Origin of the sequence: Salegentibacter sediminis (assembly GCF_002078605.1) — a bacterium.
GTDB classification, from domain to species: Bacteria; Bacteroidota; Bacteroidia; order Flavobacteriales; family Flavobacteriaceae; genus Salegentibacter; species Salegentibacter sediminis.
The window spans coordinates 39,270-52,280 of the sequence record NZ_MSJR01000009.1 but is presented as its reverse complement, the minus strand read 5'-3'; the positions used below and the strand labels follow the sequence as shown (position 1 = coordinate 52,280).

The following is a 13,011-nucleotide window of genomic DNA, read 5'->3' as shown; positions in this document are numbered from 1 at the left end:
GCGGCAAATTATTCTGCCGCTTTTTTTATGTCTTAAAGCTTTCAGCTCATTGAAAATTCTCAATAAAATAATAATCATTTTAAAAAAATTAAAATAAAATCTATTTTTTGATGCAAACTATTTAAATATCATGTATATTTGCAGTCAATATAAATAATAGTTACAATGAACAGAGGAACAGTTAAATTCTTTAACGACTCAAAAGGATTTGGTTTTATAACCGAAGAAGAATCAAACAAGGAGTATTTTGTACACGCAAACGGCTTAATTGACGAAATCAGAGAGAATGATGAAGTTGTGTTTGATCTTGAAGAAGGAAGAAAAGGTTTAAATGCGGTAAACGTAAAACAAGCTTAGGCTTTTTTATAATACCAGTTTATAAAGATTTTCAGGCCCTGCATTAATTTGCAGGGCTTTTTTTATGGATTTTTTATAACATCAGGTTTGTTCCATTCCCCTCTTATTCCATATTTTAGGAATTAAAGGAAAGTTTAATTATTTTGAAATTACCGGTTATCAGCATTTTAATGTTTACATTCCTGTCTTTAGGACTGTCATACCCCGGTTATGCGCAATCTATGAAACAAAAAGATAGCTTAAAGTTCAATAATAAAATTGTTCCCGATATCATTTGGCGGGAAACCTATATCGCCCTTGCTCACTACCCCGAGTTAAAGGATACGCCTATAGAATTTAAGTTCAAGAAGGATATCCAGAAATCATTTATGCAAGCCCAACCTAAGATTTCCGGTCTTTTTAAAAACAAAAAAGAGCGTGCCTATTTTATTATGATAAGTGAGAAAATCGAGATAGAAGATGAAGTCTTTGATGTAACCACCGTCCCTTCAGATGTTCTTATTGGCTGGCTTGGGCATGAACTGGGACATATTATGGATTACCGGGAAAGAAGCGGCCTGAATATGATTTGGTTTGGCTTAAAATACTTTGCTTCCAAAACCTATATTCAGGAAGCCGAAAGGGTTGCCGATACCTACGCAGTAAACCACGGCATGGGGAAATATATTATCGCCACAAAAGACTTTATCCTGAACCACGCACACCTCTCCGATGTCTATAAAGACCGGATTAAAAAACTCTATCTGTCCCAGGAGGAGATCATGATGTTAATTGATGAATTGGAATAAAGCCCGTGATATGAAAATCGAAATCCTGGGGTGTCGTGGAAAAATCAAGGCATCGGCGCCAAATTATAAAAATCACAGCGGATTTCTCATCGATGATAAACTCCTTATTGATGTTGGAGAAAAAGCCTTTCTTGAGAGAAAGCCAAAAGCTATTATCTTTACACATTTTCATCCGGACCATGCCTTCTTTGTTTTTAAGGAAGAAACTTTCTCACCAGAAATCCCTCATTATGGACCTGAAACCCATCCCCTTATTCCAAAACTGAAAATCATTTCAGCAAAAACCGAAATATTAGGGTATAGTATAAGCCCAATCCCGGTAATTCACGCCAAAAATCTAAAATCAAATGGATACCTGGTAGAAAAAGACGGAAAGCGGGTTTTCTTCACCGGGGATGTGGCCTGGATAGAAAAAGCCCATCTTAAAGAAATCGGGCAGGTAGATCTTATTGTTACGGAAGCTACCTTAATTCAGAAAGGCGGTAGGATAAACCGTAGTGGCGATAAGATTTATGGCCATACCGGAATTCCTGATCTGCTTCGTATTTTAGGTCCGCTTAGCCCAAAACTGGTATTTACCCATTATGGAGACTGGTTTTATAATAAGCCCGAAGAAAGCATAAGAAAACTAAAATCTATGGAAACTGAGGGTACCGTCATAATCCCTGCTTCTGATGGTTTAAGGATAGATATCTAATTTTCTTTTTCAAAAAAAGATCTCAGTAAGCGGGCATTTTCAGGGGCACTGGCGCCCAAATCATTGTTAAAGTATACATACAACTCCTCTAGATCTGAGTTTTTAATCTCCTCATACCAACTATGCAATTCTGCCCGGGAGTAATCGTAATCATACCATTTTCTGCCTTTACCGTGAAATCGGACATAGCCTGTCTTCCCGGTAATGATCATTGTCTCGGGAAAAACCGGACTGGAAATTGAACAAAACACTACCTTGTATTTAGAAAGAAGCGCATAGACCTGCTCATCAAACCAGGAGAGGTGACGAAACTCAATTACATTGGTAAAATCGGGATTAAGCATTTCACAAAAAGTCGCCAGCTCTTCATCATCACGGTGAAGGCCTGGCGGTAACTGCCATAGGATGCAGCTCTTTTTATCCTCCAGGAGGTAAGCGGCTTTATAAAATTTCTCCACGCTCTCCTCCACCTCGTTCAGCTTTTTCATATGGGTAATATACCGGCTGCCTTTCAGGCTAATCTTAAATTCATCAGGAACAGTATCTTTCCATTTTATCAGGGTGGAATCCCTGGGAAACCTATAAAAAGTGCTGTTGATCTCCACTGTGTTAAAAACACCCGAATAATATTTCAACCAATCTTTTTGAGGCAGTCCTTCAGGATAAAAACGCTCTTTCCAGCCGCGGTAATTCCAACCTGAACAACCAATATTTACTTTCATGATTTTTCCTTTTGGCATTTAGGGCAGAAATAGGTACTTCTTCCGGAAACCTTGATCATCGAAATTTTTCCTGAGCATTTGGGGCAATCTGCGCCCTCCTTCCGGGAACGGCTAAGGTAATTCGAAGGAAATTCCGATCGTTCTCCTTCTTTTTTTATCGCAGTGTTTAAAACCTCATGCATTTGATCAAAAAGTCTTTTTATCTCCTTTTCCGAAAGTTTTTCAACCCGGGTTTTGGGATGGACCTCCGATTGAAACAGGATCTCATCGGCATAGACATTCCCGATGCCAGAGATGAAATGTTGATCGGTAAGGGCCGATTTCACCCCTCCCTTTTTCTCCTGAACAATTTCCTGGAATTCATCCTCCTCGAGGTCCAGGGCGTGTTTTCCCAATCCCTGTTCTTTTCGGAACTCCTCCAGTCCATCTGCGAGATAGATCTTACCCAGTTTTCTCACACATACGAAAGCTAAATGTGAAGAGTCCCTGAACCTGATAAGTAAATGAGTGTGCTTTGGAGTTTCATTATGTTGATATACCTCAAATTTCCCCGTCATCCCGAAATGAAAAACCAAACTTTTCTTTTTATTAGTCCTGAGGAAAAGATATTTCCCGAGTTGCTGTGCGCCGGTAAACTTATTATTGAGCAGGGCTTTTTTAAAATCGGTGGTTGATGCCTGTAATAATTTAGTTTCAGGAAATTCGACTTCAATTATTTCTTTGTCGAGAACGGTTTCTGTAAGAAAACTTTTAAAATTCGTTATTTCAGGTAATTCAGGCATAATTCCGGTTTTTATATTACAGGACCTTTTAAGATATCCTGTTTCTGTTTTCTTCAACGAATTTCTCCCAGGCAGCGAATTTCTCTTCATTCATCACTTTTTCCATTTTTACCTGTCCGCCTTTTTTCTTGTTGGCAGCATTCCACTCTGGGAACATCCCGGGATGTACTTTGCTTACCTTAATTCCTTTCAAGGCTTTAGAGCGGGCTACCCTGTAATTTTTATTGGCATTCTTCAGGGATTCATCTAGGGCATCGGCGAGTTTTTCTTCAGAAATATCTGTTTCGGTTCCCAGGTACCAGTGATGATGAAACTCTCCATCTATTCGAACCGCGGCAAGGGTGAATTCGGGGATCTTAATATCGAATCTTTCTTCAAGTTCCTGCACGGCATCATTCATCTTGTTTACCGAAAGCTGCGACCCAACAACATTCAGAAAGAATTTGGTCCTTCCGGTAATTCTGATCTCTTTCCGGGCCACATCGGTAAATTTAATGGTGTCACCAATAAGGTAGCGCCAGGCACCAGAAACAGTACTGATGAGTAGAACGTAATCTTCATCCTCCTTAACATCGGCCAGGGAAATTACCGGAGCATCCTCCACCAGCGATCCATCCTGATTGATATATTCGGCTTTAAAAGGAACAAATTCAAAATAAATTCCGTTATCCAGAATAAGCTTCATGGCATTGGTCTCAGGCCTTTCCTGGATGGCCAGGAAGCCTTCTGAAGCCAGATAAGTATCTATCACCGTTACCGGATGACCCAAAAGTGCATTAAAGCTTTTTTCATAGGGCTCGAAAGCCACTCCTCCCGAAGCATAAACCTGGAGGTTAGGCCATATATCATGAATATTTTCCAGGTTGTTATATTCTATCACCTTTTTCATCATCAACTCCAGCCAGGAGGGGATTCCGCTTAAGGCACCTATATCCCAATTTTTAGCATTTTCGGCAATGCGTTGCACCCGTTCATCCCATTCTTCAATCTTTGCAATATCATCCCCCGGCTTATAGTAACCACGAAACCAGAACGGGATATTGCTGGCGCTAATTCCACTTATCTCGCCTTCCTTATGGTCACCTTCACTTTGAAGGTCGGTGGAGCTGCCAAGCATCATAATCTCTTTTTCGAAGAAATCTGGTGGCAGGTCAAAATTACTCAGGGCGCTAACTTGTTTGATCCCTGCCTTCCTGATCGCTTCCAGCATCTCGGTGGTAACAGGAATCCTTTTACTTGATTTCCCGGTGGTACCAGAGCTAAGGGCAAAATAAGGAGGTCGTCCCGGCCAGGTGATATTTTCCTCCCCCTCGTGCACCCTATGCCACCAGTCTTTTTCAAGTTTATGATAATCGAAGTAAGGAACTTTTTGAGCAAAGGTCTTGCTAATATCTCCAGAGTCGAGGATAGCCTCAAAGTTGTAATGTTTCCCAAACGCGGTATTTTTCGCCGTTTTCAATAATTTCTGAAGGACTTCCTTCTGGGCTTTCTGAGCATCGGGTTCTGAAACTAAATTATCCCTTAAATCGATAAGACTCTTTATTATAGAACCTACTATGGCCATATTGCTTTAATTTACTTGAAGTTATTTTGAAAAATTGAAGATAAAAAAAAGCAAATTTAAGATTCAATATGTTTCAGCAATTATCAATTATTTAACCTTTAAAAGCCTCCTGCACTACCTTTGGGCCTTTATACTTTCCGCACATTTTTCGGCACATTTCTCACCATCAATCGCAGCAGAAACTATCCCCCCGGCATAACCTGCTCCTTCTCCGCAGGGATATAAGCCTTTAATCTGTATATGCTCAAAAGTATAGGGATCTCTGGGTATCCTCACCGGGGAAGAAGTACGCGACTCGGGTGCATGAACAACCGCCTCATTGGTTAGAAATCCGCGCATGCTTTTATCAAATTCTTTGAATCCTGCCTGGAGCGTTTTATGGATAAACGCTGGAAAAACACGCTCCAATTCTACCGAAGTAACTCCGGGCTTATAAGAGGTTAACGGTAAATTTTCTGATAATTTTCCATTGGTAAAATCCATGAGTCTTTGTGCCGGTACCCGCTGCGTTTTACCGGCTTCTTCCCAGGATTTCTGTTCTATTTTCTTCTGAAATTCCATCGCGGCGAGGGGATTCGCCGAGACGCCGGCAAAATCTGAAAGTCTTAACTCCACCACAATCCCCGAATTGGCTGTAGGTTGATCCCGCTTGCTTGGAGACCAGCCGTTAGTAACCACCTCACCGGGTGCGGTGGCACAGGGCGCAATAATTCCGCCGGGGCACATACAAAAGGAGTACATACCTCTGCCATCAATTTGCTTCACGATGCTGTAGGGTGATGGTGGTAGAAACTCCCCTCTAGTTTGACATTTATACTGAATCTTATCAATAAGTTCCTGCGGATGTTCCACCCTCACCCCAAGGGCGAAAGCTTTTGCTTCTATTTTAATATTTTTAGCATGTAGCAATTCAAAGATATCCCTGGCCGAATGACCTGTAGCCAGAATCAATTTGCGGGCTTTAATAGTCTCGCCATTCAGCGTTTGAATTCCGGCAACTTCATTATTTTTAATTATAATATCGGTAAGTCTGGAATTAAAAAGAACCTCTCCCCCGCAGGAAATAATCTTTTCCCTGATATCGGCAATTATGGCCGGAAGTTTATTGGTACCAATATGCGGATGAGCCTCCACCAAAATTTCGGGAGTAGCCCCAAAAGCAACCAGCAGTTTTAAAATGCGATCTACATCGCCACGCTTTTTGGAACGTGTATATAGTTTCCCGTCGCTGTAGGTGCCTGCCCCGCCTTCGCCAAAACAATAATTAGAATCTTCGTTTACGATATGCTCGATGTTCAGGGCTTTCAGGTCTCTTCTTCTGCTTCGTACATCTTTCCCACGCTCCACAATCACGGGTTTTAGACCGGACTCTATACATTTTAGCGCCGCGAATAAACCGGCAGGGCCGGCCCCCACGATGATCACTTCTTCTTTATCACCCACATTCTGATAATCGGGAATTTCGATCTTATTTTTCTGAAAAGCTTCATTAATATAGACCTCAAGCTTCAGATTGATCTTAATGTTTTTTTGGCGGGCATCTATAGAACGCTTTAAAATTTCAATATGGGATATTTCAGAAAGTGGAATATCTGACTTCCGGGAAACTACTTTCCATAATTTTTCTTTGACTGCCGCCTGTTCAGGGCTTACCTGGAGTTGAAATTGATATCTCATCGTTTATTGTCTTCAGCAAAATTACGCTTTTCCCGCTTTATGATAACAGGGGTCGGGAAAGCAAAACCTGCACCGACTAAATTCTACATAAATACTAATGTAATTGAATGAAAAAGCAATTTAAAATTGCAGCCTGAAGTTTAAAAACTAATTTAGCCGGTTTAACTCCACAATTAAACGAATAAATTGAAACTAAAACCCTCCCAGGAAACCCTTATAGAACTGGCCTATGCTAAAATGCATTTCGGGAAATATAAAGGCTACTTTCTAAGCGATATTCCGGAGTATTATTTAGTATGGTACCGGCAAAAAGGCTTCCCCCAGGGAAAAACCGGGGAGCAAATGCAGCAGGTTTTCGAATTAAAGTTAAACGGGATGGAAGGCATATTAAGACAAATAAGAAAAAGGTATCCCAAAGGGAGATAATAACAGGGCCTGGAGGCCCTAAAATATTAGGTTTAAAATTCCACGCTTTTTCTATTCTTCTTTGTATTTTAGCGCCCTGAATAAAACAACGCAACAAACACTTCACAAAATGGCCGAAACCAAGTATATTTTTGTCACTGGCGGCGTTTCTTCTTCACTGGGAAAAGGGATTATCGCAGCTTCACTGGCAAAATTACTGCAAGCGCGTGGCTTTAAAACCACTATTCAGAAACTGGATCCATATATCAATGTAGATCCGGGAACTCTTAACCCTTATGAACATGGGGAATGTTATGTAACCGAAGATGGCGCAGAAACCGACCTGGATCTTGGCCATTACGAACGTTTTTTGAATGTAAATACTTCCCAGGCCAATAATGTAACCACAGGCCGAATCTACCAAAGTGTGATCGAGAAAGAACGCCGTGGAGAATTTCTGGGAAAAACGGTACAGGTGGTACCCCATATCACCAACGAAATAAAAGAACGCATACAATTACTCGGCAATAATGGTGATTATGATATCGTGATCACTGAAATTGGGGGAACTGTAGGTGATATCGAATCGCTGCCTTACATCGAGGCCGTAAGACAGTTAAAATGGGAGCTTGGCGATGAAAACGCTTTGGTTATTCATTTAACCCTGGTGCCTTACCTGGCCGCTGCCGGGGAACTTAAAACAAAACCTACTCAGCATAGTGTAAAAACACTGATGGAAAGCGGTATAAAAGCCGATATTCTTGTTTGCCGTACAGAGCATGAGCTTTCAGACGATATTCGTCGCAAGCTGGCAATTTTCTGTAATGTTCGGCAGGAAGCCGTGATTCAAAGCATAGATGCCGATACCATTTACGATGTTCCCAATATGATGCTGGAAGAAGGTCTGGATACAGTTACCCTTAAAAAATTGGGACTCCCAGATGATACCACTCCAAAGTTAGAGCGCTGGAATGAATTCCTGAAACGCCACAAAAATCCTAAGTCTGAAGTAAATATTGGTCTTATTGGGAAATACGTGGAACTTCAGGATTCTTATAAATCTATTCTGGAGGCTTTTATTCACGCCGGCGCCGAAAATGAGGTTAAGGTAAATATTGAAAGTATTCATTCAGAATTTATTAATGAAAATACCATCCATCATAAAATCGCACATTTAGACGGAATTCTGGTGGCCCCCGGTTTTGGAGAACGCGGGATAGAAGGAAAAATAGACGCAGTGCGTTTTGCCCGGGAAAACAAAATTCCTTTTTTAGGAATCTGCCTGGGGATGCAAATGGCCGTTATTGAATTTGCCCGCAATGTATTACAATTAAAAGCTGCGAATTCTACTGAAATGGATCCTGAAACCCAGCATCCGGTAATAGACCTTATGGAGGAACAAAAAGATATCACCCACAAAGGAGGTACTATGCGTCTTGGGGCCTGGGATTGTCACCTTACCGAAAATTCCCTGGTCTCCCGTATCTATGGAAAAGCAGATATCAAAGAGCGACACAGGCATCGATTTGAATATAACAACAAATACAAGGAACATCTCGAAAATGCCGGGATGTTAAGCACCGGGATCAACCCGGATACGGGACTGGTAGAGGTTGTTGAACTTAAAGATCATCCCTGGTTCATAGGGGTGCAATATCATCCGGAATATAAGAGTACGGTAGCAAGCCCACATCCATTATTTGTGGATTTTATAAAAGCAGCCCGCACTTATTCCCGGAAGAAAAATTCTGCCAGCCTGGCACCTAATCAATAAATGGTCAGTTTTTTGACCTAAGGCAAGTTACAGTTAAAGAAAAACATGGAAGAAAAAAAGTTTGATGTTCAATCCTTAATCGGGTTTTTACTTATTGGTGGAATCTTACTGTGGATGTTGTATAACAACACTCCTACCGAAGAGGAATTAGAAGCTGAACAAAATACCGAACAGGTAGAAATCCCAGGGAATACCGATGCTAATGAGCCACCGGCCAAAACCCAGGCCACAGAAATTCAGGATTCTACCGCAATGGCGCAAGCCAGAGAAAGCCTGGGACCTTTCGGTTATTCTGCAGGATTGGCTTCTGCCAGTGACGAAAGCACGACCATCTCCAACGATGTCCTGGAATTAAAGATAGATAACAAAGGAGGAAGTATTTCTGAAGCACACATTCTCAATTACAAAACCTACGATTCTATCCCGGTTTACCTGATAAAAGACGGCAATGCCTCTTTCAACCTTAATTTCACCACAACCGATGGTAGGGTTCTGGATACCCAAAATCTTTATTTTGAACCTGAACTCAGTCAGAATGGTGAAAATAAGGTGCTTTCTATGAAACTAAAGGTTTCAGAGACCGAATTTCTGGAATACCGTTATGTCCTGAAACCCGGCGAGTATATGCTGGATTTCAGCATAAGATCGCAGGGTCTCAACCGCGTTTTAAATCCTAACCAGGATATTGCTTTAGACTGGGAACTCAAAGGCTACCGTCACGCTAAGAGTATCTCTTACGAAAACCGGTACACCGAACTAATATATGAGTATGATGATGGTAACGATGATTACCTGGGGCAGGGAGATTTCACCGAGGATGAGGAAGAAAATATAACCTATGTAGCTTTTAAACAGCACTTCTTCACCTCTATTCTGCTTACCGACACTCCATTTAAACGGGGAAAATTTACATCGGAAAATCTGGTGCAGGATGAGGAAGTAGATACCGTCTACACCAAAGCCTTTGCCGCACGCATGCCACTGGAACTTAATGGCGGAGAGCTAAACTATAATATGAACTGGTACTACGGGCCAACAGATTATAAGATACTTAATGATTATGATCGTAACCTTGATGAAATCGTACCATTAGGATGGGGAATCTTTGGGTGGATAAACCAACATATCTTTATTCCGTTTTTCAGCTTCCTCAGTGGGGTACTACCTAGCTACGGAATAGCAATTATCGTAATGACAATTGTTGTGAGGATCGTTCTTTCTCCTGTTACTTATAAGTCATATTTATCTCAGGCTAAGATGAAGGTTTTAAGACCCGAGATTAACGAGCTTAATGAGAAGTATAAGGACAACCCGATGAAAAAGCAACAGGAAACCATGAAACTCTACAGCAAGGCAGGGGCCAGCCCAATGAGTGGTTGTTTGCCGGCATTGATGCAGATTCCTGTTTTCTACGCTTTGTTTCAGTTCTTCCCGAGTGCTTTTCAGCTTAGACAGAAAGGATTCCTTTGGGCCGATGACCTTTCCAGTTATGATACTATAGCCCAGTTACCTTTTCATATCCCATTTTATGGGGATCACGTTAGTCTTTTCCCTATTCTGGCTTCCATCGCAATCTTCATCTATATGATGATGACCACCGGCCAGAGTATGGCTCAAACCCAACAGCCGGGAATGCCTAATATGAAGTTTATAATGTATTTGTCTCCATTAATGATGTTGTTCTTCTTTAACAACTATGCAAGTGGACTTTCTTTATACTACTTCACCTCTAACCTAATTACCATTGGAATTATGTTAGTGATCAAATACGTGATCATAGATGAAGATAAGATTCACGCCAAGATTCAGGAGAACAAAAAGAAGCCTAAAAAGCAAAACAGGTTCACCAGGAAAATGCAGGAGATGATGGAGCAAGCTGAACAACAGCAGAAACAAAAAGGGAAAAAATAGTTTAAGTATTTCCTGTGAAAAAGTAAAAAGCCCCCGCTACCCGCGGGGGCTTTTTGTTGTAAGAAAAAGAGACTTAATCTACTATTCTCCTGGAAGAATCACCGTGTCAATAGCATGTATAACCCCGTTATTGGCTTGTACATCGGCCGCTACCACAGTAGAAGTTCTATCCCTGGCATCGGTAATAGTTACGGCATCTCCAAGGTTAACAGTAAATGAATCACCATTCAGGGTTTCCACCATCAATCCATCAGTTAAATCACCAGAGCGTACATTGGCTCCTGCAACTACGTGATAGGTTAAGACGGCAGAAAGCGTTTCAGTAGGAATATCATCTAAACTATCTGCTCCCAATTCATCAAGTAAGGCTACGAAAGCATCATTGGTAGGAGCAAAAACAGTAAACGGAGCGGGAGCTTCTGTCATTTGCAATGTCTCAACAAAGGTGAATTCCTCTTCCCGGGTTAAAGCCTGTACAAGAATATCAAAAGTTGGATCGGCAGTAGCAAAATCTACAATGTTAGGTAATCCTATAACAGCATCCACAGCGTGAATAACTCCGTTATCTACTTCAATATCGGCATTGGTGACTTCGGCCATACCGTTTATCATTACCCCGTCTTCGGTGTTAATATACATACTGAGAGGTTCTTCAGAAGCCATCCCGGTAGCCATACTGCTGATATACCCTGTAGAAAGATCAGAAGACATAATTACTCCACTTTGTACGTGGTTAAGAAGTACTTCTCTTAGCAGGTTTTCCGGTACCTCATCAAGACTGCCGAAACCATTTGCCGATAAAAAAGCATTGAAGGCGGCATTGTTTGGCGCAAAAACCGTGTAATTTGCAGACCCGTCCAGGGTGGCAGTTAAGTCTGCAACCTCGAGTGCGGCTGCAAGAGATGAATAATTATCGTTAGCAGCGACAAAATCTGCAATGCTGTTTGAAGGCACAATAATATCCCCTGCCTCATCGTCATCACTGCACGATACAAACCCGGTCACCAATAAGGCGATAAGGGCGAATTTTGAAATTTTTGAAATAAAAGTCATCTTTTTATGTTTTAAGTTATAATGTAAAAGTAAAGTAGACGAACACATAGTCTTGTTTAATATTTGTTAATTATGTTTAAACACAAGTTAAATTGTTTATTCTTAGTCATTTGCCTTCCCCTATTTGCTCAGCAGAAAATAAACCAGACAGACGAACAGGGCCAACGGCACGGGGAATGGAGAGTTAATTTTGAGGGGACGAATCAGCTTAAATTCGAAGGGACATTTCAACACGGAAAAGAAACCGGGAAATTTAAATTCTATAAAAAAGGATTTCAGGAGCATCCTACAGCCGTAATGGAATTTCAGGATGCTGCCACCGCTCAGGCTACCTATTACACCCAGGAAGGTAAACCCATTAGCCAGGGAACGATGAAAAATAAGCAAAGGGAAGGCACCTGGGTATACTTTCATCATAAATCGGAAGATACCATGATGATAGAAGAATATTCCGGAGGGGAATTAAACGGAGTCCAGATCACCTATTTCCCCGATGGCACCACAGCCGAGAAAACCGAATACAGACACGGCAAAAAACACGGTGAAAGTTTAATCTATGGCAAGAACGGGCAGGTTCTCCAACATCTGAACTATAAAAACGGGGCCTTACACGGGCCGGCAAGCTACTATAATGCGGCGGGCGAAAAACTCATCGAGGGCGAATACCATGAAGACAGAAAAACCGGAAACTGGCGCTACTTTAAAGAGGGAAATTTAGAAAAGAAAAAAGAGCATTGAGATCAAAAATCCATATATTTATCTAACTAAACTCAAAAAATTATGAAAAAAATAATTGCATTATTAGCCGTGTTTATGATGTTTACTGCCTGTAGCAGTGATGATGACAACGATGGAGAAGATCCAATCCTGGGCACCTGGTACGTAGTAGATTTAGAAAATGCTTTTAGCGATGACGAATTAACCGAGTGTAATATGAATTCGAATATTACTTTTAAAGCCGACAATACAGCAGATTCTGAATTCTATGAAGAAGTTGAGGGGGAATGTGAATTTGAGGCTGAAACTGCCGAATGGGAAAGAAACGCTAATGGCCAATATACTTTAGTATTACCTTTCTTTGGAAGACAAACCGGAGATGTAGAGTTTTTGGGGAACAACCAGTTTAAATTTTCGGTTCCATCACTGCCGGGGGTTAGCCTTACCTTCGAGAAATAATTTTATAAAAAGAATTTTTAAAGGGTGGCCAATGCCACCCTTTTTTATTGATGCAATAATAAGAAAGCATTATACTTATAATATTCCATATCTCTTATATTTCGT

13 protein-coding genes are annotated in these 13,011 nt (G+C 41.1%); 8 read left to right on the top strand and 5 right to left on the bottom strand.

Annotated features, from left to right (window positions below; all coding sequences use genetic code 11):
• The first annotated feature begins 165 nt into the window (after window positions 1-165).
• From BUW93_RS12650 to BUW93_RS12640, 3 genes are all read left to right on the top strand, one after another.
• The gene (locus BUW93_RS12650; protein ID WP_081212097.1) at window positions 166-357 is read left to right on the top strand and encodes a cold-shock protein; all 192 of its coding nucleotides are present in this window, start codon (window positions 166-168) and stop codon (window positions 355-357) included.
• Between the two features lie 221 nt (window positions 358-578).
• Window positions 579-1,145, top strand: coding sequence for a hypothetical protein (locus BUW93_RS12645; RefSeq protein WP_081212096.1), 567 nt, complete (start codon window positions 579-581; stop codon window positions 1,143-1,145).
• A complete protein-coding gene (locus BUW93_RS12640) occupies window positions 1,132-1,842 on the top strand; it encodes an MBL fold metallo-hydrolase (RefSeq protein WP_081212095.1) in 711 nt (236 codons plus the stop codon). The genes BUW93_RS12645 and BUW93_RS12640 overlap by 14 nt, the downstream gene beginning before the upstream one ends.
• Here BUW93_RS12640 and BUW93_RS12635 read toward each other — a convergent pair.
• From BUW93_RS12635 to BUW93_RS12620, 4 genes are all read right to left on the bottom strand, one after another.
• The gene (locus BUW93_RS12635; RefSeq protein WP_110688298.1) at window positions 1,839-2,564 is read right to left on the bottom strand and encodes a DUF72 domain-containing protein; all 726 of its coding nucleotides are present in this window, start codon (window positions 2,562-2,564) and stop codon (window positions 1,839-1,841) included. The two genes, BUW93_RS12640 and BUW93_RS12635, sit on opposite strands and share 4 nt — an antisense overlap.
• Entirely contained in the window at window positions 2,561-3,346 is a 786-nt protein-coding gene (locus tag BUW93_RS12630) for an Fpg/Nei family DNA glycosylase (RefSeq protein WP_198537016.1), read from the bottom strand. The genes BUW93_RS12635 and BUW93_RS12630 overlap by 4 nt, the downstream gene beginning before the upstream one ends.
• Before the next feature lie 28 nt (window positions 3,347-3,374).
• Window positions 3,375-4,910 (bottom strand): GH3 family domain-containing protein, encoded by a 1,536-nt coding sequence (locus BUW93_RS12625; RefSeq protein ID WP_081212092.1) that lies wholly within the window; start codon window positions 4,908-4,910, stop codon window positions 3,375-3,377.
• A gap of 114 nt (window positions 4,911-5,024) precedes the next feature.
• Window positions 5,025-6,587 (bottom strand): NAD(P)/FAD-dependent oxidoreductase, encoded by a 1,563-nt coding sequence (locus tag BUW93_RS12620; RefSeq protein ID WP_081212091.1) that lies wholly within the window; start codon window positions 6,585-6,587, stop codon window positions 5,025-5,027.
• Between the two features lie 186 nt (window positions 6,588-6,773).
• On the opposite strand from BUW93_RS12620, the gene BUW93_RS12615 reads away from it, so the two are divergent.
• The 3 genes from BUW93_RS12615 (at window position 6,774) to yidC (ending at window position 10,677) form a co-directional block, all read left to right on the top strand.
• On the top strand, window positions 6,774-7,013 hold the full coding sequence (locus tag BUW93_RS12615) for a DUF3820 family protein (RefSeq protein WP_081212090.1): 240 nt from the start codon (window positions 6,774-6,776) through the stop codon (window positions 7,011-7,013).
• 109 nt (window positions 7,014-7,122) lie between these two features.
• Complete coding sequence (locus BUW93_RS12610; RefSeq protein ID WP_081212089.1) at window positions 7,123-8,766, top strand: CTP synthase; 1,644 nt, start codon at window positions 7,123-7,125, stop codon at window positions 8,764-8,766.
• Between the two features lie 45 nt (window positions 8,767-8,811).
• On the top strand, window positions 8,812-10,677 hold the full coding sequence (gene yidC / locus BUW93_RS12605; protein WP_081212088.1) for a membrane protein insertase YidC: 1,866 nt from the start codon (window positions 8,812-8,814) through the stop codon (window positions 10,675-10,677).
• 81 nt (window positions 10,678-10,758) lie between these two features.
• Here yidC and BUW93_RS12600 read toward each other — a convergent pair whose 3' ends face one another.
• Window positions 10,759-11,730 (bottom strand): fasciclin domain-containing protein, encoded by a 972-nt coding sequence (locus tag BUW93_RS12600; protein WP_081212087.1) that lies wholly within the window; start codon window positions 11,728-11,730, stop codon window positions 10,759-10,761.
• Between the two features lie 72 nt (window positions 11,731-11,802).
• Between BUW93_RS12600 and BUW93_RS12595 the strand changes: the two genes are divergently transcribed.
• Entirely contained in the window at window positions 11,803-12,468 is a 666-nt protein-coding gene (locus BUW93_RS12595) for a toxin-antitoxin system YwqK family antitoxin (protein ID WP_081212086.1), read from the top strand.
• Between the two features lie 42 nt (window positions 12,469-12,510).
• On the top strand, window positions 12,511-12,906 hold the full coding sequence (locus tag BUW93_RS12590; protein ID WP_081212085.1) for a lipocalin-like domain-containing protein: 396 nt from the start codon (window positions 12,511-12,513) through the stop codon (window positions 12,904-12,906).
• The last annotated feature ends 105 nt before the right edge of the window (window positions 12,907-13,011 follow it).

Excerpts from the sequence above, each read along its gene's own strand:
- BUW93_RS12650 (WP_081212097.1), top strand. The coding sequence starts at position 166 with ATGAACAGAGGAACAGTTAAATTCTTTAACGACTCAAAAGGATTTGGT.
- BUW93_RS12645 (WP_081212096.1), top strand. The coding sequence starts at position 579 with ATGAAACAAAAAGATAGCTTAAAGTTCAATAATAAAATTGTTCCCGAT.
- BUW93_RS12640 (WP_081212095.1), top strand. The coding sequence starts at position 1,132 with ATGAATTGGAATAAAGCCCGTGATATGAAAATCGAAATCCTGGGGTGT.
- BUW93_RS12635 (WP_110688298.1), bottom strand. The coding sequence starts at position 2,564 with ATGAAAGTAAATATTGGTTGTTCAGGTTGGAATTACCGCGGCTGGAAA.
- BUW93_RS12630 (WP_198537016.1), bottom strand. The coding sequence starts at position 3,346 with ATGCCTGAATTACCTGAAATAACGAATTTTAAAAGTTTTCTTACAGAA.
- BUW93_RS12625 (WP_081212092.1), bottom strand. The coding sequence starts at position 4,910 with ATGGCCATAGTAGGTTCTATAATAAAGAGTCTTATCGATTTAAGGGAT.
- BUW93_RS12620 (WP_081212091.1), bottom strand. The coding sequence starts at position 6,587 with ATGAGATATCAATTTCAACTCCAGGTAAGCCCTGAACAGGCGGCAGTC.
- BUW93_RS12610 (WP_081212089.1), top strand. The coding sequence starts at position 7,123 with ATGGCCGAAACCAAGTATATTTTTGTCACTGGCGGCGTTTCTTCTTCA.
- yidC (WP_081212088.1), top strand. The coding sequence starts at position 8,812 with ATGGAAGAAAAAAAGTTTGATGTTCAATCCTTAATCGGGTTTTTACTT.
- BUW93_RS12600 (WP_081212087.1), bottom strand. The coding sequence starts at position 11,730 with ATGACTTTTATTTCAAAAATTTCAAAATTCGCCCTTATCGCCTTATTG.
- BUW93_RS12595 (WP_081212086.1), top strand. The coding sequence starts at position 11,803 with ATGTTTAAACACAAGTTAAATTGTTTATTCTTAGTCATTTGCCTTCCC.
- BUW93_RS12590 (WP_081212085.1), top strand. The coding sequence starts at position 12,511 with ATGAAAAAAATAATTGCATTATTAGCCGTGTTTATGATGTTTACTGCC.